Below are 24022 nucleotides of genomic sequence, written 5' to 3'. Positions count from 1 at the left end.
GACCAATTCAGAGAGTGTGTTTGTTTGAACCAATCTAGAGCTGTCGGCCCTTGACCTTCAGGTGTCGCGCATACCAAGGGCGCTGTGGCACTTTGCGGAACAGCTCGGTCATGTTGTCTTCGTCGCCAAAAGTGATACGCAGCGCCAGCTTCATGGTCTCCGGGTCCATCTCCACTGAGCGTCCGACTTGCAGCCCGGGCACGGTGCTGCAGCCGTGGGTGTCGGGGCCGAGCCAGGGGTCGGCGACTTCCACCCAGCGTCCCGGCGCAAACCACGGCACGCCGTTGACTTCCAGACGGCTCACTTCGCCCGGGTGAAAACGTTCATGGGCGCGGAACCAGTCTTCCAGGCGGTCATCAATCCAGCCGTGGAAACGCCAGAACACCGGATTCACATGGGAGGAAAACGGATCACCGAGAAAGTCGTTTTCCGGCGCATACCAGCGCGCAGCGAAGTCCGCCTGATCGCGCGCCATCGGCACTGGAATGTCGTTGGATGGGTCACGCGCCACCGAAGCCCAGCGCATGTGCAGCCAGTCGTGCAGGCCCAGTTCGACTTCCGAACCGAACTGGCCAAGGGTCAATTTCGACAAATAACGCGGGTCACGGTACTGCGATTCCCAGACCAGGAAATTGCTCTGGAAAGTCTCCGCCGCTTTGATGTCGCTGACCCACTTGGTGTACTCGTCATCGCCCTCGGCCAGCCAGGTCGGCGGCAGCGAATTGCCGTCATGATTGTCGAAATAGCGGGCGAAGCCCTGTCGGTCCCGCTCCAGCTCAGGCTGCGGCTGCGGAAACGCCGGCCAGGAAGGCAAATCCTGCATCGAGCGGGCGATGCCTAGCATGTGCCGATGCATAAAGAAAAAATCCACGCCCGAGCCATTGCGATCCTTGCTTGGCCCACGGGCGTCGCGCTCTTTGTCACGCGGCCCGGGCTGCCAGCCGATGCCGCGCAGCGCTTCGCGCTTTTTCTCCGAGAGCTTGTGCCACTTGTCGCGGGTGGCGTGCCAGAGCTGGTGGAACAACCGATGCTCGGGCGCCACCAGCCAGGCCAACAGTTGCGGATTCAGACCGGTGCGTTCACGGGCCTCGGGAAAACGTCGTTTGATGGCGATGAACTGGTTGTCCAGCTCGGGCAACGCCAACGGCCGGTCCAGACGCAGCACTTGCCCGGTGAACGTGGCGCTGCCGGCATTGCCGAACGCCGCCCAGACCTCATCCAGTTTGACTTTTAATTCATACACCGGCGGTGCAAGTGGCGCATCGGTGCGCAGCAGGCGCCAATACATCTCGGCGCCGTTGCCCGGTGCCAGATCGCCAACCACTTGATAACGCACAGGCCCTTCGGCACGCAGATTCGCTCCGGTGTCGAGATAACCGCGCAGGCCGCGCCCACGATGAGCGATGTCGAGAAACAGCTCCAGGCCTTGCGCCGGCAAACCATCAAGCCCGGCCGCCGCACCGGTAAAGCGAATGTCCCAGACCCCACGCAAATTGTCCGCCAGCTGTTGCCCGGCGGTGTCCGCCAGATCGACCGTGGCCTCGCCCGGGGTGATCGGAAACTCCTCGCGGGTCAATTCACGATGTGCATAAAAAGCGGCAGGCAGCGCGGCGCCCGTGAGTGCCATGCCCGCCATGAACCAGCGTCGAGAGATCGTCATTGCCCTACCTGTGTCAGCCATGAAGCAGGCTTTATCCAAGCTAGAACGTTTGCTCGGCGGGGAAATTTACGCCGCCGGCAAAACATCCCTGCGCCGCTGCCGGGCATTTGTAACGCACACCTAAATTAGCCGTGCAGCCACTCGTTCTTCCCAGATAGCAAAGGCCCCTGCGCCTGTACCTCGACGGCGAACCTGAATGAGATGGCAATGACAAAACCGCGTTGGAAAAAGGCTCTATTCATCGGCCTGCCGCTGGCCCTGGCGATCAGTGCCGGCGCAGGATTTCTGGCCTGGGATTACTGGAACAACCCCGGCTATCCGGTGAAGGTGATGAAACAGGCGACGGAGTTGCAGGATCGCCTGCTGTCGTTCGACAGCCACATCACCGTACCGCTGAGTTTCGGCAGCCACGACCACGAAGCCGACAAGGATGGCTCGGGCCAGTTCGACCTCATCAAGGCCAATCGCGGACGCCTGTCCGGCGCCGCGCTGACGGTGTTCGGCTGGCCGGAAATGTGGAACGGCCCGAATGCCCCGCACCGTCCGACCGAGGGTTTTGTCGAAGAAGCGCGCAATCAGCAGGAGGTGCGCTACAAGATCATTTCCGGGATCGTCCGCGACTTCCCCAATCAGGCCGGCATCGCCTACACGCCGGATGACTTCCGCCGCCTGCACGGCGAAGGCAAGTTTGCGATCTTCATCAGCATGCTCAACGCCTACCCGCTGGGCAATGATCTGAGAAAGCTCGACCTGTGGGCCGGGCGCGGCATGCGCATGTTCGGTTTCAGTTACATCGGCAACAACAGCTGGGCCGACTCGTCGCGGCCGCTGCCGTTTTTCAATGATTCGCCCGACGCCCTCGATGGTCTGTCGGACATCGGCAAACAAGCGGTGCAGCGCTTGAACGATCTGGGCGTGATCATCGACGTTTCGCAGATGTCGACCAAGGCCCTCGAGCAAGTCGCCGAACTGAGCCGTACACCGCTGGTGGCCTCGCACTCGGCGCCACGGGCGGCGGTGGATATCCCGCGCAACCTCAGCGACAAAGAACTGCAACTGATCAAAAACAGTGGCGGCGTGGTGCAAGTCGTCGCCTTCTCGCAGTACCTGAAACCGCTGACCCAGGGCACGCAGGACAAACTCAATGCGTTGCGTGCGCGCTTCGATCTGCCGCCACTGCCCAATCTGGCCATGGCACTGATGCCGGGCGATCCGATCATCACCGCCTGGTCGGAACAGAAGCTCGGCCAGTACGCCAGCGGCCTCTACGCGATCCTCGAAGAAGAACCGAAAGCCACCCTCAAGGACTTCGGCGACGCCATCGATTACACAGTGCGCAAGATCGGTATCGACCACGTCGGCATCGCCTCGGACTTCAACGACGGCGGCGGCATCAAGGGCTGGGAAAACGTCGGCGAGATTCGCAACGTCACCGCCGAACTGCTGCAGCGCGGCTATTCCGAAGCGGATATCGCCAAGCTCTGGGGCGGCAACTTCATGCGCGTCTGGGATCAGGTGCAAAAAGCCGCGAAACCGGCGCTGGCGGCACGCCAGGAGGTGGCCCGGCCATGACCGATCGTCGCACTTTCCTGAAGCAGGCCGGCCTGCTCGCCGCCGCCCTGCCCTTGGGCGCCAGCCTGAGTGCACCGGCGGCCATCGCTGCTGTGCCGACTGCGTCGCGGGACAAATGGGCGCAGTTGCGTCAGTTGTTCGAGCAGGATCCCCAAGCGATTCACTTCGCCAATTTCCTCGTCACCTCGCACCCCAAACCGGTGCGCGAAGCGATCGAACGCCATCGCGCGGCGCTGGATCTGAATCCGGGTCTGGCGATGGATTGGGATCTGGGCGTCACCGAGAAGCGCGAAGAAAACGTGCGCCACTGGGCAGGCCAGTATCTGCAAGCCAAACCGGCGCAGATCGCCCTGACCGGCAGCACCACCGAAGGCTTGGCGATGATCTACGGCAGCGTACAGGTGCGCGCGGATCAGGAAATTCTTACCACGGTTCACGAACATTATTCGACGCGCAACATTCTCGATTTCCGCAGCCGTCGTGACGGCACGCGCGTGCGCAAACTCAAGCTGTTCGAAACCCCGCAGAGCATTTCTCTGGATCAGGTGCTCGACACGATCAATCGCAATATCCGCCCCGAAACCCGCGTGCTGGGCATGACCTGGGTGCATTCCGGCAGCGGCGTGAAGCTGCCGATCAGCGAGATTTCGCGGCTGGTCGATGAGCACAACCGCCAGCGCGACGACCAGGACCGGCTGATTTACGTGGTCGATGGTGTGCACGGTTTCGGTGTCGACGACTTGAGTTTCCCGCAGATGAACTGCGACTTTTTCATCGCCGGCACGCACAAGTGGATGTTCGGCCCGCGCGGCACCGGCATCGTTTGCAGCCGCGCCGAAGAACTGAAATACGTCAGCCCCAGCGTGCCGACCTTCTCCGAGGCCACGGCCTTCTCGACCATCATGACCCCGGGCGGCTACCACGCCTTCGAGCATCGCTGGGCGCTGGACGAAGCCTTCAAGTTGCACCTGCAACTGGGCAAGGCCGAGGTGCAGACGCGCATTCATCAGCTCAACAGTTACCTCAAGCAACGCCTGCAAGAGCACCGCAACATCGAACTGGTCACCCCGCTCGACTCGCAGTTCTCCGCCGGCTTCACTTTCTTCCGGATCAAGGGCCAGGACAGCGATGAAGTGGCGGCCTGGCTGATGCAGAACCGGGTGATCTGCGACGCGGTCAGCCGCGACGTCGGGCCGGTGATTCGCACCGCACCGGGCTTGCTCAACAACGAAGCCGAAGTGGATCGCTTCATGGACATCCTCGGCACCAAGCTGCGTGCCTGACCCTCGACTGCCGTTTTCCTTTCAAAGAGACGACCCATGAAAAAGCCTCACGCGTCACTCATCTCCAAAGCCCTGCCCGCACTGGCGCTGAGCGCCCTCTGCGGCGCACTGATGCCCGGCACCGCGCAGGCGGCGACAGGCCCCGCCGCGGGTAAAGTGTTCAAGGACTGCAAGGACTGCCCGGAAATGGTCGTGCTGCCGACCGGCAGCTACACCATGGGCACGCCGGACGATGAAGTCGGCCGCCAACCCGACGAAGGCCCGCTGCACACGGTGACGTTCAGCAAACCATTCGCTATCAGCCGCTCGCAGGTGCTGGTGGGCGAATGGGACGCCTATGTCCGCGAGACCGGCAACAAACCTTACGACTTCGATGACCGCCCCGGCCGCCGCTGCACCGCCGGCAAGCCGGAATTCAAACAGACGCCACGCGACCCGGCCGTGTGCATGAACGTCGCCGAAGCCCAGGGCTACATCGACTGGCTGTCGAAAAAGACCGGGCACGCCTATCGCCTGCAAAGCGAATCGATCCGCGAATACGCCGCCCGGGGCGGCAGCACCGGGCCTTTCCCGTTCCCGTTCGATGAGGGCAAGGATTACCAGATTTCCGGGCACGCCAACACTTACGGCGCAGCCGACGGCTACAACTTCACCTCGCCGGCCGGCACCTTCCCGGCCAATGCGTTTGGCGTGTTCGACGCCCACGGCAACGTCTACGAATGGACCGCCGACTGCTACCACCCGGACTACTCCGGCGTGCCCGCCGACGGTCGCCCATGGACCCAGGAAAACTGCGAACGCCAGGTCATGCGCGGCAATGACTGGGGCGAGGCGCCGATCTTCTCGCGCTCGGGCAACCGCAACAGCAGCTGGCCGACCAGCAAGGGCGACTGGCTGGGCTTCCGCGTAGTACGCGACCTCTGATCCCGCCCTCGACGAGCGCAGCCACGCCTGCGCTCAGTTAAAGAAACTACCCGACCATTCGTTTTCCTTAAGTACCGGCACTCCCTCCGCATCGAAGCAGGAATCCTCCATGACCAAGCCTACGCGTGGGGCGATCAACGAATTGTTCGCCCTGCTCAAGCCCTTCCGCCTGATCGTCTCGGCGTCCATCGTGCTCGGCATGCTCGGCGGCCTGAGCGTCACCGTGCTGCTGGCGACCATCAACAACGCCCTGCATTCCGATGACGGCCTGACCCGCACCGTGGTGATGATCTTCGCCGGCCTCTGTGCCCTGGCCCTGCTGACCACGATCCTGTCGGACATCGGCACCAACTACGTCGGCCAGCACATCATCGCCAAACTGCGCAAAGAGCTGGGGGAGAAAGTCCTGTCGGCGCCGATCGACCAGATCGAACGCTATCGCAGCCATCGCCTGATTCCGGTGCTGACCCACGACGTCGACACCATCAGCGACTTCGCCTTCGCCTTCGCGCCCCTGGCGATCTCCATGACCGTGACCCTTGGTTGTCTCGGCTATCTGGCCATGCTGTCGTGGCCGATGTTCCTGATGATGCTGGTGGCCATCGCCATCGGCACCACCATCCAGTGCCATCGCCCGGGCCAAAGGCATGCGCGGTTTCTACGCCGCCCGCGATTCCGAAGACGAACTGCAGAAGCACTACAACGCAATTGCCGAAGGCGCCAAGGAACTGCGCATTCACCGCCCGCGTCGCCAGCGCATGTTCGTCGCCGGCATTCAGAAAACCGCCGAGAAAATCTGCGATACCCAGATCAGATCGATCAACACCTTCGTCATCGCCAAGTCGTTTGGCTCGATGCTGTTCTTCGTGGTCATCGGCATGGCCCTGGCCCTGCAATCGCTGTGGCCGAGTGCCGACAAAGCGGTGATGAGCGGTTTCGTTCTGGTGCTGCTGTACATGAAGGGGCCGCTGGAACACCTGATCAGCACCCTGCCGATCATCAGCCGCGCGCAGATTGCCTTCCGCCGCATCGCCGAACTCAGCGAACAGTTCTCCTCGCCGGAACCGCACCTGTTGCTGCAGGATCAGGGCAGCAAGCCGGCCGCCGTCAACAGCCTGGAACTGCGCAACGTGCGCTACGCCTTCCCTCCCGTGGAAGGCAGCGAGCCGTTCCGCCTCGGCCCGGTGAACCTGCGCATCGAACAGGGCGACATTGTGTTTATCGTCGGTGAGAACGGCTGCGGCAAGACCACGCTGATCAAATTGCTCCTGGGCCTGTACGCGCCGACCGAGGGCGAAATTCGCGTTAACGACAAGCCGATCACCGCCGTCAACCGCGATGATTACCGGCAGAACTTCACGACGATCTTCGCCGACTACTACCTGTTCGATGACTTGATCCAGGGCGATCGTGAAGTGCCGCAGGATGCCACCCGCTACCTGGAACGTCTGGAGATCGCGCACAAGGTCAGCGTGCGCGACGGCGCCTTCAGCACTACCGACCTGTCCACCGGCCAGCGCAAACGCCTGGCACTGGTCAATGCCTGGCTCGAAGAGCGCCCGGTGCTGGTGTTCGATGAATGGGCGGCGGATCAGGACCCGACATTCCGGCGGATCTTCTATACCGAGCTGCTGCCCGACCTCAAGCGTCTGGGCAAGACCATCATCGTGATTTCCCACGACGACCGTTACTTCGACGTCGCCGATCAACTGGTGCGCATGGAGGCTGGCAAGGTCAAAAGCGAACTGCAACCCGCCTGATCGAAGCAGCCGCGACCGGGCCGGAGAAAAAACTTTTCCGGTTTGCCGCGGCTTCCTCGTCTTAATGAGATGAATAAGAACCATTAACAACTATACCTGCCAAGGTCTTAACCTCATGTCCGCATCCCGTTTCATGCTTCGCCCTCTGACTCGAGCCCTGCTGATGCACGGCGCGACCCGCACACGCCTGGCCGGTAGCGGCCTGGGTCTGGCACTGACCCTTGCAGCAGCGCCGTATGTCCAGGCCCAGGAATGGACCCTGAACATCCCGGCCCAGCCGCTGGCCCAGGCCCTGCAGACCCTCGGTCAGCAGACCAGCCTGCAAATCATCTACAGCCCGGAAAGCCTGCAAGGCCTGCGCTCCAGCGCCCTCAACGGCCGCTACCAGGATGACGAGTCACTGAAGGCGATGCTCAGCGGCACCGGCATTCGCTATCAGCGTGACGGCAACACCGTCACCGTGCTCGGCCCGGCCACCAGCGGCAACGCGATGGAACTGGCGCCGACCAACGTCAACGCCAACCGCCTCGGCGCCACCACCGAAGGCAGCAACTCCTACACCACCGGCGGCGTGACCATCGGCAAAGGCGTGCACTCGCTGAAGGAAACGCCGCAGTCGGTCACGGTGATGACCCGCAAGATGCTCGACGACCAGAACCTCAACACCATCGAACAGGTGATGGAGAAGACCCCGGGCATCACCGTCTACGACTCGCCCATGGGCGGCAAATATTTCTACTCGCGCGGTTTCCGCATGACCGGCCAGTACCAGTACGACGGCGTGCCGCTGGACATCGGCAGCAGCTACGTGCAGGCGGACAGCTTCAACAGCGACATGGCCATCTACGACCGCGTGGAAATCCTCCGCGGCGCGGCGGGCATGATGAAGGGCGCGGGCGGCACCGCCGGCGGCGTCAACTTCGTGCGCAAGCGCGGCCAGGACACCCCGCACACGCAGCTGTCGCTGTCGGCCGGCACCTGGGACAACTACCGCGGCCAGGTCGACACCGGCGGACCGCTGAACGACGCCGGCACTGTCCGTGGCCGCGCAGTGGTGACCCAGCAGACCCGTAAGTATTTCTACGATGTGGCTGAACGCCGCGACCAGATCTACTACGGCGCCCTGGACTTCGACCTCAGCCCTGACACCACCCTCGGTCTGGGCATGGCCTATGAAGACGTCGACGCCACCCCGTGCTGGGGCGGCCTGCCGCGCTACGCCGACGGCTCCGACCTGCACCTGAAACGCTCCACCTGCCTGAACACCTCGTGGAACAACCAGCGCAGCAAACGCGCCACCTACTTCGCCGACGTCAAACACCAGTTCAACGACGACTGGTCGCTGAAAGTCGCCGGCGTGTACTCGCGCAACACTCAGGACATGGAATATTCCTTCCCGAGCGGCACAGTGCCCTTGGGCGCCACCGCCACCAACACGCTGATGCTCGGCAGTACCTATGATTACGATCAGCGCGACTACGGGTTCGATGCCTACGTCGATGGCAAATTCGACGCCTTCGGCCAGCAGCACGAACTGATCGTCGGCGCCAACGCCAGCCGTTCGCACAAGGACGACTTCTACGCGGTGGCGGCATTGCCACAGCGCCAGAACGTGTTCAACCCGAACCACAACATCCCGCAGCCGGATGAAAGCTACTACCTGGCCAACGCCTCCCGTGGCGGCCCGGTGGACATGCACATCAAGCAATACGGCGCCTACTCGATCGCCCGCCTGAAACTCGCCGACCCGATGACCCTGGTACTCGGCAGCCGGGTCAGCTGGTACAAATCCGACACTGACTCGGTGCAGTACTTCCGTGGCGAAGGCACCGAGGTCAACACCCAGTCCACCGAAACCGGCCAGGTCACGCCCTTCGCCGGCCTGCTCTACGACCTCAACGACAACCTGACCGCCTACGCCAGCTACACCGACATCTTCACCCCGCAAGGCTCGTACAAAACCATCGACGGCAGCACGCTCAAGCCGCTGATTGGCCAGAGCTACGAGCTGGGGATCAAGGGTGAGTGGTACGACGGTCGTCTGAACACCACGTTCAACCTGTTCCGCACCATCCAGAAAGACGCGGCCCAGGATGACCTGCGGTGCGAAGACAGTTCGTGCCAGATCAACTCGGGCAAGGTCCGCGCCCAGGGCTTTGAAGCTGAAGTCAGCGGTGAAGTGATCGACCGCCTGCAACTGTTGGCCGGTTATACCTACACCCAGACCAAGGTGCTGGAAGATGCCGATGCCACTCAGGATGGCGCGGTCTACAACTCCTACGTGCCGCGTCACCTGTTGCGCGTCTGGGGTGATTACGCCCTGAGCGGGCCGCTGGACCGTGTGACGATTGGTGCGGGGGTCAATGCGCAGACGGGCACCTACCGGGTTTCGCCTCTGGGCGGGGACAATGTCGATGGCGCGGGTTATGCGGTCTGGAACGGTCGCATTGGTTATCGGATTGATGACACCTGGTCGGTGGCGTTGAACGGCAACAACCTGTTCGACAAGCGTTATTACGCGACTATTGGTACCGAGGGGTTCGGTAACTTCTATGGGGATCCGCGCAATTTTGTGATGTCGGTGAAGGCTGATTTCTGATTGCTCTTAGTTGTGTGGAAGCCCCGCTTTGGCGGGGCTTTTTGGTTTTTGGGATTGGGGGGCATATCCGTTGCTGCGGTGAAGGCTACTTAGGGTTCCGCCCTTACGGCGGGTCACTTTTTCCAAACGCCGGAATGCCGGCCCAGCGAAAAGTAACCAAAAAGGCTTTGCCCCGGCGTACGGCCCGCTCGCTGGGGCTCGGGGTACCTTCGTTACGGGACCGATCCGGGCGCAGCGGCTCCGGTTGGCTTCGCTGCACCTACACTCGCTGTGTACGACTGCGTCGTACGGTCGCTACGCTCCCACCCCCGGATCGATCCCGTAACGAAGCCTGCCGAAGGGGCAAAAGATCAAGAGCCAGAGCAAAAGCCCCTCACCCTAGCCCTCTCCCGAAGGGAGAGGGGACTGACCGAGGTGTTCAGGCGAAATACGCCGACTTGCGATATCGAGTCGAATGCAGATTCTGGAAAGCCCGCAAATCGGCTCCCTCTCCCTCGGGAGAGGGCTGGGGTGAGGGGCGAATCCAACACAGATCCAAAGCAGACCACACGCTTTTCACCACTCAACAATGAGCGTTAGCTCGAGTGCTTTTGATCTTGCTTTTGATCCACCGGCGACGTCGGAAGGCTGAGTGGAGGGATTGATCCGGGGGTGGGAGCGCAGCGACCGTTTGGCGCAGCCAAACACAGCGAGTGTAGGTGCAGCGAAGCAAACCGGAGCCGCTGCGCCCGGATCGATCCCGCAGCGAAGGAACCCGAGCCTGCGAGGGCCGAACGCAGGAGCTAGCGTTTTTTGCTTACTTTTTTAGGCGCTTGTAAAAAAGTAAGTCGCCGTAAGGGCGAAACCGCCAGCAGCAACACCAAAAAAAACGGATATTCACCCCATCCAAAAAACCCGCGCAAGCGCCCCACCAACCCGCGAATAAACCTCCAGAACCCCAGGCACCACCGTCCCCAACCGCAACAAATCATGAGTCAACCCGGCACAAACCTCGACCTCGACCTCAACCCCCTGCCCACGCAGCCTGTCGACATAAGCCTTCCCCTCATCCAGCAACGGATCAAACCCGGCCAATACGACAATGGCCGGCGCCACCCCACGCAAATCCTCCGCCAGCAACGGCGAAAAACGCCAATCCAGATAATCCTCCGGCCCTCGCGCATAGTGCTGATAAAACCACTCCAGCGTGTCGTTCTCGAGCAGGTACCCCTCACCAAACAACAGCCGCGAATCATGCACCCGCGAAGCATCGGTCACCGGATAACACAACAACTGCGCCTTGGGCGCGATAGCCACCGTGTGCGGCTGCACCACTGCCTGAATCGCCAGCACCGTCGCCAACGTGGCACCCGCGCTGTCGCCACCAAACGCAACGCGCGAACCATCCAGGCCGAGGCTCGCAGCCTGTTCGGCCAGCCAGGCCAAAGCGTCCTCGCCATCCTCCAGCGCTGTCGGAAAGCGATGCTCCGGCGCCAGTCGATAACCGACCGAGAGCACTGCACACGGCGTGCGCTGGCAAAACTCGCGGCAGACGCCGTCGTGGGAATCCAGACTGCCAACGACAAATCCGCCACCGTGGAAATACACCAGCACCGGCAGCGGCGATTCAATACCGTTGGGCCGATACAAACGTAACGCCAACGCCGCACCGTCACGGGCCTGTGTTTCGATCTCGGTGACTTCAAGATCCTGCGGCGCCGGCCAGCGCAGTTGCGCGGTAGTCTGTTCGAAGGTGGCGCGGGCCTCGCTCGGGGTCAGTTGGTGCATGGCCGGCAGGCCGGCGTCCTGGCTGTCTTGAGCGAGGTCAAGGAAAGCTTCCAGATCAGGGTGTAACGACATCGTTAAAAATCCTTGTATCCGCAATAGGACGGGCGCGCCTGGGCAGCGCCCGCGCAAAAGACCGGGCGATCAACCCACACGCGCCATGCAATGTTCGATCAACGCTTCAAGTTCACGCTGGTAATCGCTCATCAGCGCATCCATGGTGCCGGCGCGGTAACGCTGGCTGCTGTAGATGCAGCGCAAGGCCAGTTGCCCGTCATAGACCTGGCCGACGATTTCCAGCCAGTTGCCCAGATTCGCCTTGAGACTGTAGTTGTCGCCGGTCTCTTCCAGTGCCGGCACCAGCAACGCCTGTTCGTCGAAGCTCTGGTCGAACTGTCCGAGGTAGTTGAAGGTCACCCGTGCCTGCGGCAGTGCGGCCAGTTGCGCCGAAATGTCCGGCCCGGCCAGATGACGCAGCACGCCATAGCCGATGCCCTTCTGCGGTACGCCCGCCAGTTGCGCCTGCACATCGATGATCGACTGGCCGATGTCGTCGCCGTCCGGGCGCAAACGCACCGGGAACATGCTGGTGAACCAGCCGAGGCTGCGGCTCAGGTCGATCGATTCGAAGAGGTCTTCGCGCCCGTGCCCTTCGAGCAGAATCAACGCCGACGGTTGCTGACTCCAGCGGCACAGGGCGCGGCTGAGCGCTGACAACAGCAAGTCGTTGATCTGCGTGCCGTACACCGCCGGGGCCCGTTTGAGCAGTTGTTCGGTGTGCTCGCGGGACAGCTTGAGCCGCGCCTGCGCCTGTTGCCGCACGAGGTTCTTGCCGCGCGGGTTGTCGCACGGCAGATCAACGCCGGGCTGATCCAGTTGCTCCAGCCAATAGCTCAATTCCTGCTCGGCAATCACCGGCGCCTGCGCCTGCAATGCCTCGGCAAACGAACGATAACTGCTGGTGCGAATCGGCAGCTGCGGCGCCAGCCCCTGCACGCACGCCTCATAAGCGACTTTCAGATCGTCGAGCAGAATCCGCCACGACACGGTGTCGACCACCAGGTGATGAATCACCACCAACAACCGCGCCTGGCCATCCGGCAAGGCCACATGCATGACCCGCCAGACCGGCCCGTCATCGAGTTTGAGGCTGCGCTGCGCGAGGTTGGCCAAGGCTTCGACCTCTTCGCTGTTTTGCGCTTCACGGCGCCACAGCACAGCCTCGTCGGACGCGCTGCTGCTATAGCGCTGCAACCAGCGCCCGCCGTCATTGGAAAAACGCAGACGCAACGAATCGTGATGCTGTTCGATCAAGCCCAGCGCCTGTTCCAGGGCATCGAGATCCAGCGGCTGACGTGCGCTGAGCAGCAACGACTGGTTGTAGTGATGCGCCTCGGCCATGCCTTCGGCGAAGAACCATTGCTGGATCGGCAGCAAATTGAACGCACCCTCTGCAGCAACCTGAGTCAGGTCCGGCAACGCTTGCCCGGCGCCCTCCTTCGCCACTTGCTGCTCGACGATGCCGGCGATGGTTTGATAGCGCATCAGATCACGCAGCTTCAGCTCCATCTGCAGGGTCGGGTGGTTTCTCACCCGCGAGATCACTTGCAGGCTGAGGATCGAATCGCCGCCCAGTTCAAAGAAGTTATCGCTGATACCGACCTGCTCGACCTGCAACACCTGCGCCCAGATTTCCGCCAGCAGGCGTTCCTGCTCGGTGCGCGGGGCAACATATTCGTCGCTTTTGAACTCCGGCTCCGGCAAGGCCTTGCGATCGAGCTTGCCGTTGGGCGTGACCGGGAACGCGCTGAGGCAGACGATCTGCGCCGGCACCATGTATTCCGGCAGCGAAGCGCGCAGCCCGGCCTTGAGTTCATCGCCGATGTCTTCACCGCTGGCGGTGACCACGTAGCCGATCAGTTGCTTGCCGGAGGCATTGTCGCGGGCAATCACCAGCGCATCGCTGACCGCCGGCAACTGACGCAGGCTGGCCTCGACTTCGCCCAGCTCGATGCGGAAGCCACGCACCTTGACCTGATGGTCGATGCGCCCGACGTAATCGACCACGCCGTCCGGGCGACGGCGCACCAGATCGCCGCTGCGGTACAGGCGCTCGCCGAGGGCAAACGGGTTGGGCACGAAGCGCTCGCTGGTCAGATCGGGGCGGCCGTAGTAACCGCGAGCGACGCCGTAACCGCCGATGTACAACTCACCGGCAAAACCCGGCGGCAGCGGATTCAGATCGTCGTCGAGCACGTACAACGAACGCGCACCGACCGCGCGGCCAATCGGCGCGTATGCCGCTTCGCACTGCTGGCTGATGGCGACTTTCCAGAGCATCGGCGTGACCACGGTTTCGGTCGGGCCGTAGCCGTTGGTGAAGAACTGCGGACGCAATGCGGCTTTGACCTGTTCGAAGGTTTGCTCCGGCACCGCATCGCCACCGAAGCAGTAGATGCGCACTGGCGGTGGTGCGATGCCACTGGCGGCGGCGTACTCGGCGAGTTGTTTGAGATAGGCCGGCGGGAAACAGGCGATGGTCACGCCGTAATCGTGCAGGGCCTGATAGGTCTGCTCCGGCGTCCAAAGGCAACCGTCGCGAATCACCAGACGACCGCCGCTGTACAAGGTACTCAGCCAGCGTTCATGGGCACCGTCGAAAGCGAACGACATGAAGTGCAACTCGCAACTGCTCGCGTCCATTTCGTACAACTCGGCGATGGCCTGGCAGTGCATGCTCAGCGGTCCCTGGGTGACGGCCACGCCTTTTGGCCGTCCGGTGGAGCCGGAGGTGTAAACCAGATAGGCCAGGCTCTGCTCGTGAACATCGCAGACCGGTGCGGCATCGCTGTAAAGACTGCGATCGAGTTGATCGATTTCCAGACGCAACACGCCATGCGGCGCCGGTAACGTCGCCCGCAGGCTGGTTTGCGTCAGCAGCAGGGCCATGCGCGAATCTTCGATCATGTACGCCAGACGCTCCGGCGGGTAATCGATGTCCAGCGGTACGTACGCCGCACCGCTCTTGAGCACGGCGAGGAAGCTCACCAGCATTTCCAGCGAGCGCGGCAACGCCACGCCGATCACCACTTCCGGCCCGGCGCCGTGCGCGATCAGGCACTGCGCGAGTCGATTGGCCTGCCGCTCCAGTTCGGCGTAGGTCAGGCTCTCGCCGGCGCATTGCACCGCGATCGCATTCGGTTGCTGTTGCGCATGACGACTGATCAGCTCCGGCAGCAACTGCGGCGCGTGGCGGTGGGAAGGCTCGGCGCTCCAGGCCTGCGCCGCTTGCCATTGTTCGGCGGACAGACGCTGCAAATTGCCCAGTCGCTCATACGGCGCGGCCATCATCGCCGCGAGGGTGTTTTCCAGGGTCAGGCGAATGCCTTCTACCGCCTCGGCGCTGAAGTGGCTGCGCAGGTACAGGTACTCGATCGACAATTCATCGCCGAGCATCACCGCAAGGTCCATCGGCACGTTGGTCACGCCGTGGCCGATGGATTTGCCGAAGGTAAGCTCGGAGTCGGTTTCTTCCTGCAAGCGCTCGTCGATCGGGAAGTTCTCGAACACCACGATGCTGTCGAACAGCGCCTGACCACCGAGGTTCGACCAGCGCTGCACATCGGCCAGCGGTGCCTGGGAGTAATCGCGAATGTCGAGGTTGTAGGCCTGCACTTCGCCCAGCCAGTCGGCCAGGCGCTGATCGGCCTGTGGGGTCTGAATGATCGGCAACGTGTTGATGAACAGGCCGAGCATGTTGCCGACGTTCGGCAGACTTTCCGGGCGCCCCGACACGGTGGCGCCGAAGGTCACCGTTTGCTGGCCAGTGTAGCGTTGCAACAGCAGCAGCCACGCGCCCTGGATCAGCGTGTTGGGGGTGATGCGCAAATCGCGGCAGAACTCCAGCAGGCGCGCGGTTTGCGCCTTGTCCCAATTCGAATAGAGCGCATCGTGACCGGTAACGTCGGCACTGTGGCGCGGGTGCATCGCCTGACTCAGCGCAGTGGGTTCGTTGACCACCGCCAGACGCGCTTTCCAGAACAGCTCCTGGGCATCCTGATCCTGCGCCTGCAACCAGGCGATGAAGTCGCGATAGCGGCCGTTTTCGCCAGTCACCTGGCCCGTGGCGTAGTACTGCAAGACCTCGCCGAACAACCGCGAACTGCTCCAGCCGTCCATCAGGATGTGGTGACTGGTCCAGATCATCTGGTACTGCTCGTCGCCCAGCTGCAGCAGGGTCACCCGTTGCAAACGCGCCTCGGACAAGTCGAAGCCCAGCGCGCGGTCGGCGCTGGCGAATTCGGCAATCGCCGCCTCGCTGCAATCCTGCCCACGCCAATCGAGCACCTGCATCTGCAGCGGCGCCTGGCGATGCACGACCTGCAACGGCTTGGCCAGCCCATCCTGCCAATGGAAACTGGTGCGCAGGATCGCCTGCCGCACAATGATGAATTCCCAGGCCTGGCGGAAACGCTCCACGTCGAGGCCCTTGATCGGCAGGCTGACCTGTTGCACATAGAGGCTGCTGCCGTTATCCGACAGGGTGTGGAAGAGCATGCCTTCCTGCATCGGCGACAGCGGATAGACGTCTTCGATCAGTTCCGCCGGCACCGGCAAGGCATCGAGTTGCGCCTGATCCAGTTGCGCCAACGGGTAGTCGCTGGCGCTGGCGGATTGCGCGTCTTCAAGCGAAACCACTGCGGCCAGTTTCTGCACCGTCTGCTGCTGGAACAGGTCTTTGGGCGTGAAGCAAATGCCCTGCTGCCGCGCGCGGCTGACCAGTTGAATCGAGATGATCGAATCACCGCCGAGGGCGAAGAAATTGTCGGTCACGCCGACCTGCTCGATCTTCAGAATGTCCTGCCAGACCTCGGCCAGTTGCTGCTCCAGCGCCGTCGAAGGCGCGACGTAATCGCGTTGCGCCTGACTGGCGTCCGGTGCCGGGAGAGCCTTGCGATCAAGTTTGCCGTTGGGTGTCAGCGGCAACTGTTCGAGGAACAGCCACTGCGCCGGCACCATGTAATCCGGCAGATGCGCCTTGAGCGCGGCTTGCAGCGCAGCGCTCAGCGCGTCCAGTTGCGCAAGACTCTGATCAGCCTCGGCCGGCACCACATAAGCCACCAGTTGCTGGCCGCCAACGCCGTCCACCGCCAGCACCACGCCTTCGCGCACGCTGGCCTGGGCCAGCAGACGCGCTTCGATTTCCCCCAGTTCGATACGGAAGCCGCGCACCTTGACCTGATGGTCGATGCGGCCGACGTATTCGATACGGCCGTCGTCCATGAAACGCGTCAGGTCGCCGGTGCGGTACATGCGCTCGCCGTTGCTCGCCAACGGGTTGGGCACGAAGCGCTCGGCGGTCAGGCCCGGGCGCAACAGATAGCCACGGGTGATGCCCTCACCGGCCAGATACAGCTCCGCTGCGATGCCGAGCGGAGCTGCCTGCAATTGCCCGTCGAGCAGGTACGCGGTGGTGTTGCGCAATGGCCGGCCGATATTGGCCTGGCCGCCGAGTTCGCGACGGGTCCAGGTCGAATACGTGGTGTCTTCGGACGGCCCGTACAGATCGTAAACGTGGGCAACCGAAGTCTCGCGGTACAGCGTGTCGACCAGCGCCTGCTTGAGCGGCTCGCCGGCGAGATTGATGATGCGCACGCCCGCCGGGATCTGGCCGATGCGTTGTAGCGCGGCAATCGCCGATGGCACGGTGTTGATCAGGCGCACCTGATCACGCTCGGGCAAGTCGGGCAGCTCCAGAGCATTGCGCGCCATGACTATGGATCCGCCGCGCGCCAGGGTGACGAAAATCTCCCACACCGACAGGTCGAAGCACACCGACGTCGAGGCCAGCACGCCTTGCAGATCGTCCTCGCTGTAGACCTCGGCGGACCAGTCAATCAGCGCCTGTACGTTGCGATGGGCGATGGCCACGCCTTTCGGTTTACCGGTGGAACCGGAGGTGTAGATCACGTAGGCCAGATTGGCCGAGTCGGCGCGCGCCGGCAGGTTGTCCGGCGCTTGCGCGGCGAACGCCTCACCGCCGGCCTCGACCAGTACCACGTGTGCTTCGCTGGACGGCAGTTGCGCCAGCAACGCTTGCTGGGTCAGCAGAACTTTCGCCTGGCTGTCGTCGAGCATGTAGGCCACGCGGTCGGCCGGGTAGTCCGGGTCCAGCGGCACGTAGGTGCCGCCGGCCTTGAGCACCGCCATCAGGGCGATCACCAGTTCCGCCGAACGCGGCAGCGCCACGCCGACGCGCACTTCGGCGGTGACACCCAGCGTCACCAAATGCCGCGCCAGCTGATTCGCCCGCAGGTTCAGTTCGCCATAGCTCAGGGCCACGCCGGCATGACTCAACGCCAGTGCCTGCGGATGTGCTGCGACCCTTGCTTCAAAGCTCTGCGAGATCAACCGCTCGGCCGGATAAGCCGCGTGATTGTCGTTCCACTGCGCCAGCGTCTGACGCTCGGCCAGCGGCAGCAGACCGATCTCGCCGAGTGCACGCTGCGGCGCTGCGATAAATTGCTCGAGCACTTCACGCAAATGCGCCGCCAGACCAAGCACGCTGCGCTCGGCGAAGTGCTTGGTGAGGTAGTTGAAATCGAGGTTGAGCACTTCGCTGGCACCAGCGATCAGGGTCAGGCCGTAGTTGGTCTGTTCACGATGCTCCAGACCGGAAAAGCGCAGCCCGCCCGGATTGGCCTCCAGCGCTTCGGACACCGGGTAGTTCTCGAACACCAGCAAAGTGTCGAACAACGCTTCGCCACTCAATGCGGCCAGACGCTGAATGTCCTGCAACGGCGTCTGTTCGTAGTCGCGCAACAGCAGGTTCTTGTCCTGCACGCTGCGCACCCAGTCGCCGACGCTGAGGGTGGCCTGCGGGCTGGCGATTACCGGCAAGGTGTTGATGAATAGCCCCAGCTGTTCTTCGATGCCCGGCAAATCCACCGGACGCCCGGATACCGTGGCGCCAAACGCCACGGTGGCCTGCCCGGTGTAGCGCTGCAACACCAGCAGCCATGCCGCCTGCACCAGACTGTTGAGGGTCACCTGTTGCTGGCGGGAGAAGCTGTTCAGACGCTGGGTCAACGCTTCATCGAAATGCAGACGATGCATCTGTTTGCCCGGCCCCGGCACGGTGCGTCCGTGGCAGGCCGAGGCCAGTCGGGTCGGCTCGTCGAGTTCGGCCAGTTGTCCGCGCCAGAATTCCTGTGCCCCAGCCTTGTCCTGGCCTTGCAGCCAGACCAGAAAATCGCGGTAGCGGCCCTGTGCGCTCGGCACCGGCTGGCCGGCGTAATCCTGCAGCACCTCGCCGAACATCCGCGAGTTGCTCCAGCCATCCATGAGGATGTGGTGACAAGTGAAAATCAGTCGATGGCGGTCGTCGGCAGTGCGCAGCAGGCACAGGCGCAACAGCGGCGGATTCTGCAGATCGAAGCCGCGCTCGCGGTCGGCCTGCGCCCGCGCCTCAAGCACCGCCGGCAGATCAGCGGCATCGCGTACATCAACTTCCGGCATTTCCAGGGTCAGTTGGCGGTTGATCACCTGCAACGGCGCATCGAGGCCATCGCGGCCCCAGATGAAACCGGCGCGCAGCACTTCATGGCGATCGACCACCCGTTGCCAGGCTTGCTGGAACCGCGCGACGTCGAGGCCGTCGATGTCCAGCAGCATCTGATAGACGTAGGCGCTGGCATCCGCGTCGTACAGGCTGTGGAACAGAATGCCCTGCTGCATCGGCGCCAGCGGATAAATGTCCTCGATGCGCTGGGCGGCGATCGGCAGGCTGTCCAGATGCGCCTGGGACAAACCGGCCAGCGGAACGTCGGACGGAGTCAGCCCCCCGGAATGACTGAGGCAGTGGTCGATCAATTCGCTCAGCGCCACTTCGTAGGCGCGGGCCAAACCGACAATGGTCGCCTCCTCGAAGACGTCGCTGCTGTAGGTCCAGGTCAGGCTCAACTGGCCCTGATAAACCCGGCCATCGATGGTCAGCCAATTGGCCATCGGCGCGTTTGCGTCCTGACCGGCGCCCTTGTCTTCGGTGGCCGGCCGCCACAAGGCGTCTTCGTCGAAGTTGTTATCGAACTGGCCGAGGTAGTTGAACGTTACCTGCGGTTGCGCCAGTTCATGCAGTGCCGCTTGTGCTTCGGCGGTACCGAGATAACGCAGCAAGCTGAAGCCGATGCCCTTGTTCGGGATCGCGCGCAGTTGCTCCTTGATGCCTTTGATCGAGGTTTCCAGGCTGGCGTTTGGTGTCAGGCGCACCGGGAACATGCTGGTGAACCAGCCCACGGTGCGGCTCAGGTCGATGTCATCGAAGAGGTCTTCGCGGCCATGGCCTTCGAGCTGCACCAGCGCACTGTCGCTGGCGGTCCACTCGCACAGCACCCGCGCCAGTGCGGTCAGCAGCAGGTCGTTGACCTGGGTGCGGTAGACCGCCGGAGCCTGTTGCAGCAATTGGCGAGTGCGTTCGGCGTCCAGCCGCGTGTCGACGCTGCGTTCGAAGCGGTTGTTCAATTGGCCCTGCGGATTATCCAGCGGCAAACCGAGCGGCGCGTCGCGCAACTGTTCGCGCCAGTAGCTCAGTTCGCTGCCCAGCGCCGCGCTTCGCGCATGCTCTTGCAGGCGCAAGCCCCAGTCCTTGAACGCGCTGGTCTTGGCCGGCAGATGCACGCTCTGTCCGCTGCTGATCTGCTGATAGGCGCTTTGCAGGTCTTCGAGCAGGATTCGCCACGACACGCCATCGACCACCAGGTGATGAATCACCAGCAACAGACGCTGACTGGCGTCCGGCATATCGACCAGCGCCGCGCGGATCAGCGGGCCGTTGTGCAGGTCGAGGCTGCGTTGCAGGTCCAGGCACAGCGCTGGCAATGCCGCGCTGTCGTCCAGCGTGAAAGTGCGCAATAACGCTTGTGGTTGATCCTCCGCGCCGTGGCTTTGCTGCCAGCCCTGCTCGGTTTGGCGATAGCGCAGACGCAAGGCGTCATGCTGTTTTGGCACCTGCGCCAGGGCCTGTTGCAGGGCTGCGGCTTGCAGGGTTTTCGCCGGGGTCAGCAGGATCGACTGGTTCCAGTGATGCCGCGCCGGGATGTCGCTGTGGAAGAAATACTGCTGGATCGGCGTCAGCGGCGCATCGCCAAGCACCTCGCCCTGCTCCGTCTGCACGGCGTCGCTCTGCTGCGCGACTGTGGCCAGACGCTGCACGGTCTGGTGCTGAAAAATGTCCTTGGGCGTGAAGCGAATGCCAGCCTGCCGAGCGCGGCTGACCACTTGAATCGAGATGATCGAATCGCCGCCCAGCTCGAAGAAATTATCGTGAAGCCCGACCCGTTCGACCTTGAGCACGTCCTGCCAAATCTCCGCCAGACGCTGTTCCAGTTCGCTGCGCGGCGCGGCGTAGGCCTCTTGCACGTGCGCAACGTCCGGCTGCGGCAGTTGTTTGCGATCGAGCTTGCCGTTGGCGGTCAGCGGCAGTCGGTCGAGGAACGCCCAACTGACCGGGACCATATAATCCGGCAGGGTTTCGCGCAGGTGCAGCTTGATCGAATCACGCAGCGCGCCCTGCTCGTCCGTGTTCAATGTCTCAACCGGCACGACCCAGGTCGCCAGTTGCTGACCGCTGAGACCGTCCACCGCCAGCACCACCGCTTCGCGCACCTGTGGATGCTTGAGCAGTTGCGCTTCGATTTCGCCGAGCTCGATGCGGAAACCACGGATCTTCACTTGGTGGTCGATACGACCGATGTACTCGATCACCCCGTCGCCGCGCAGCCGTGCGAGGTCGCCGGTACGGTACAGACGCTGGCCGGCCTTGTGGTTGAACGGATCGGGCACGAAGCGGGTGGCGCTCATGCCGGCCTGATTCAGATAACCACGGGCGAGACCGGCGCCAGCGATGTACAACTCACCGATGCAGCCTTGCGGCACCAGGTTCAGCGAGCTGTCGAGCAAGTACCACGACAGGTCGACAATCGGCGCGCCAATCGGGCTGCTGTGATTGCTGTGCAGATCCGCCAGCGACAATGGCCGGTAGGTCACGTGCACGGTGGTTTCGGTGATGCCGTACATGTTGATCAGCGTCGGCGTGCGGTCGCCAAAACGTTCGAACCACGGGCGCAGATTCTGTACTTCCAGCGCCTCGCCGCCGAACACCACGTAACGCAGGGTATTACTGCGGCTCGACTCGCAGGCGACCTGCATCAACGGCTTGAACGCCGACGGTGTCTGGTTCAGCACCGTGACATTTTCATCGCACAGCAGCGTGTAGAAATCCTCTGGCGAACGGCTGACGTCGTGGGGCACGACCACCAGTTTGCCGCCGTACAGCAGCGCGCCAAAAATCTCCCACACCGAAAAGTCGAACGCGTAGGAATGGAACAGCGTCCAGCTGTCCTGCGCGCCGAAATCGAACCAGTGCGCGGTGGCGCTGAACAGGCGCATCACGTTGCCGTGCGGCAGCAACGCGCCCTTGGGTTTGCCGGTGGAACCGGAGGTGTAGATGACGTAGGCCAGATTGTCCGGCGTGGTCAGGCATGGCGGGTTGCTTTCGATGCTGTGTTCCGGCGCCTGATCCAGATCGAGGCAGATCAGCCCCGGCGGCAGCGGCAATTGCCCGAGCAAATGGCCCTGGGTCAACAGCAATCGAATACCGCTGTCGTCGATCATGTAGCTCAAGCGGTCATCCGGGTAGCTCGGGTCCAGCGGCACATAGGCGCCGCCCGCTTTCAGCACCGCGAGAATGGCGACGATCATGTCCAGCGAACGCTCGACCGCAACGCCGACGCACACGTCCGGGCCGACGCCCTGCTCGATCAGCGTATGCGCCCACAGGTTGGCGCGGTGATTGAGTTCAGCGTAAGTCAGGCGTTGCCCGGCAAAGCTCACCGCCACCGCATCGGCATGCCGCTCGGCCTGGGCCTCGATGGCTTGCTGGATGCACGGGGTCAGCGGTTGTTCAATCAGCGACGGATTCCATTGCGCCAACAGCTGTTGCTGCTGGCCGGCGTCGAGCATCGGCAATTGGCCGATGCACCGGGTCGGCTCGGCGACGATCGCCTGCAACAGCGCGGTCCAGTGTTGCGCCAGGCGCTCGATGGTCGCTGCGTCGAACAGGTCAGTGGCGTACTTGAGCACGGCTTCGATGTCGTGGGCCTGCTCGGTGGTGTTGAGGGTCAGGTCGAACTGCGCGGTCTGGCTCTGCCATTCCAGCGGTTCGATGTTCAGGCCGTTGAGGCGTGTGGCGACGCTTGCGCGGCGCTCGGCCTGGTGGTTGAACATCACCTGGAACAGCGGACTGTGGCTGAGGCTGCGGCCCGGCTCCAGCGCTTCGACCAGTTGCTCGAAAGGCAAGTCCTGATGCGCCTGCGCCTCCTGCGCGGTCTGTTTGACCTGACGCAGCAGTTCGACAAACGGCAGCTCTGCGTCGATGTCCGCCTTGAGCACCTGGGTGTTGACGAAGAAGCCGATCAGGCGCTCGATTTCCACTCGGCCACGGTTGGCCACCGGCACGCCGACACGGATGTCGCTTTGCCCGCTGTAGCGATGCAGCAAGGCCTGAAACGAAGCCAGCAGCAACACGAACAGGGTGACGTTTTCCTGCCGGGCAAAGGCCTTGAGGGCATGGCTCAGCGCCGGATCAAGAATCAGGTTATGGCTGGCGCCGGCGAAGCTTTGATCGACCGCGCGCGGGCGATCCAGCGGCAACTCCAGCACCGGTTGTTCGCCGCCGAGTTTTGCCTGCCAGTAGGCCAGCTGCCGCTCCTGCTCACCGGCCTCCATCCACTGGCGCTGCCACAAGGCGTAATCGGCGTATTGAATCGGCAGCGCCGGCAGACCGGCGTCGTGACCGAGGTTGAAACCGGCATAGAGCTGCACCAGTTCCTCGATCATCACTTGCAGCGACCAGCCATCGGAAACGATGTGATGCAGGGTCAGCACCAGCACATGCTCAGCGGGGTTGACCTGTAGCAGCGCGGCTCGCAGCAACGGGCCGTGCTGCAGGTCGAAAGTCTTCTGGCTCTGGGTCTGGACGAAAGCCTGGATCGAACGCTCCGGGTCATTCGCCAGATCAGCGCTCAGGTGATGAATCTCCAACGCAAAAGGTCCTGCGGGCAGGACCACTTGCAAGGGTTGCGCGCTGTCTTGAGAGAACACCGTGCGCAAGGTTTCGTGGCGTTCGATCAGCGCCGCGATGCTGCGTTCCAGTGCCGGCGCATCCAGCGGCCCCTGCAAGCGCAGGGCCGTCGGAATGTTGTAGGCCGCGCTGTGCGGTGCCCACTGCCAGAGGAACCACTGGCGCTGCTGAGCGTAGGACAGCAGCAACGGCTCTTCAGCCGTGCGCTTGAAAACCGGGGCAATGTCAAAGAGGTTGACGCCTTTCTGCTTGAGCAGAACCGCCAGAGCCTTTCTTTGCTTAGCCGAAAGTTGTCCTACCGACTCGATTAACTCTTGCACG

7 protein-coding genes and 1 pseudogene are annotated in these 24022 nt (G+C 62.8%); 5 read left to right on the top strand and 3 right to left on the bottom strand.

What is annotated here, in order from left to right; all coding sequences use genetic code 11:
* Window positions 1-34: 34 nt before the first annotated feature.
* The gene (pvdP, locus tag AB4O12_RS03705; protein WP_095179476.1) at window positions 35-1660 is read right to left on the bottom strand and encodes a pyoverdine maturation tyrosinase PvdP; all 1626 of its coding nucleotides are present in this window, start codon (window positions 1658-1660) and stop codon (window positions 35-37) included.
* 207 nt (window positions 1661-1867) lie between these two features.
* On the opposite strand from pvdP, the gene pvdM reads away from it, so the two are divergent.
* From pvdM to AB4O12_RS03680, 5 genes and pseudogenes are all read left to right on the top strand, one after another.
* Window positions 1868-3232 (top strand): pyoverdine-tailoring dipeptidase-like protein PvdM, encoded by a 1365-nt coding sequence (gene pvdM / locus AB4O12_RS03700; RefSeq protein ID WP_150741418.1) that lies wholly within the window; start codon window positions 1868-1870, stop codon window positions 3230-3232.
* A complete protein-coding gene (gene pvdN / locus AB4O12_RS03695) occupies window positions 3229-4515 on the top strand; it encodes a pyoverdine-tailoring periplasmic protein PvdN (RefSeq protein WP_460060366.1) in 1287 nt (428 codons plus the stop codon). The genes pvdM and pvdN overlap by 4 nt, the downstream gene beginning before the upstream one ends.
* Window positions 4516-4551: 36 nt before the next feature.
* Window positions 4552-5439, top strand: coding sequence for a dihydropyoverdine dehydrogenase (gene pvdO / locus AB4O12_RS03690; RefSeq protein ID WP_460060364.1), 888 nt, complete (start codon window positions 4552-4554; stop codon window positions 5437-5439).
* A 109-nt stretch (window positions 5440-5548) separates the two neighbouring features.
* A pseudogene (locus AB4O12_RS03685) lies at window positions 5549-7199 on the top strand (cyclic peptide export ABC transporter).
* A gap of 115 nt (window positions 7200-7314) precedes the next feature.
* Window positions 7315-9798, top strand: a complete 2484-nt coding sequence (locus AB4O12_RS03680) for a TonB-dependent siderophore receptor (RefSeq protein WP_177342708.1) — start codon at window positions 7315-7317, stop codon at window positions 9796-9798.
* 876 nt (window positions 9799-10674) lie between these two features.
* Here AB4O12_RS03680 and AB4O12_RS03675 read toward each other — a convergent pair.
* Together AB4O12_RS03675 and AB4O12_RS03670 are read right to left on the bottom strand one after the other, a co-directional pair.
* Window positions 10675-11637, bottom strand: a complete 963-nt coding sequence (locus AB4O12_RS03675) for an alpha/beta hydrolase (protein ID WP_460060363.1) — start codon at window positions 11635-11637, stop codon at window positions 10675-10677.
* A gap of 69 nt (window positions 11638-11706) precedes the next feature.
* Window positions 11707-24021, bottom strand: coding sequence for a non-ribosomal peptide synthase/polyketide synthase (locus AB4O12_RS03670; protein WP_460060361.1), 12315 nt, complete (start codon window positions 24019-24021; stop codon window positions 11707-11709).
* Window position 24022: the final 1 nt, after the last annotated feature.

The organism is Pseudomonas sp. S2_A05, from assembly GCF_054668485.1.
Note: the sequence above shows the minus strand (reverse complement) of the source record. Positions and strands in the feature narration are given on the sequence as shown.

Excerpts from the sequence above, each read along its gene's own strand:
- pvdP (WP_095179476.1), bottom strand. The coding sequence starts at position 1,660 with ATGACGATCTCTCGACGCTGGTTCATGGCGGGCATGGCACTCACGGGC.
- pvdM (WP_150741418.1), top strand. The coding sequence starts at position 1,868 with ATGACAAAACCGCGTTGGAAAAAGGCTCTATTCATCGGCCTGCCGCTG.
- pvdN (WP_460060366.1), top strand. The coding sequence starts at position 3,229 with ATGACCGATCGTCGCACTTTCCTGAAGCAGGCCGGCCTGCTCGCCGCC.
- pvdO (WP_460060364.1), top strand. The coding sequence starts at position 4,552 with ATGAAAAAGCCTCACGCGTCACTCATCTCCAAAGCCCTGCCCGCACTG.
- AB4O12_RS03680 (WP_177342708.1), top strand. The coding sequence starts at position 7,315 with ATGTCCGCATCCCGTTTCATGCTTCGCCCTCTGACTCGAGCCCTGCTG.
- AB4O12_RS03675 (WP_460060363.1), bottom strand. The coding sequence starts at position 11,637 with ATGTCGTTACACCCTGATCTGGAAGCTTTCCTTGACCTCGCTCAAGAC.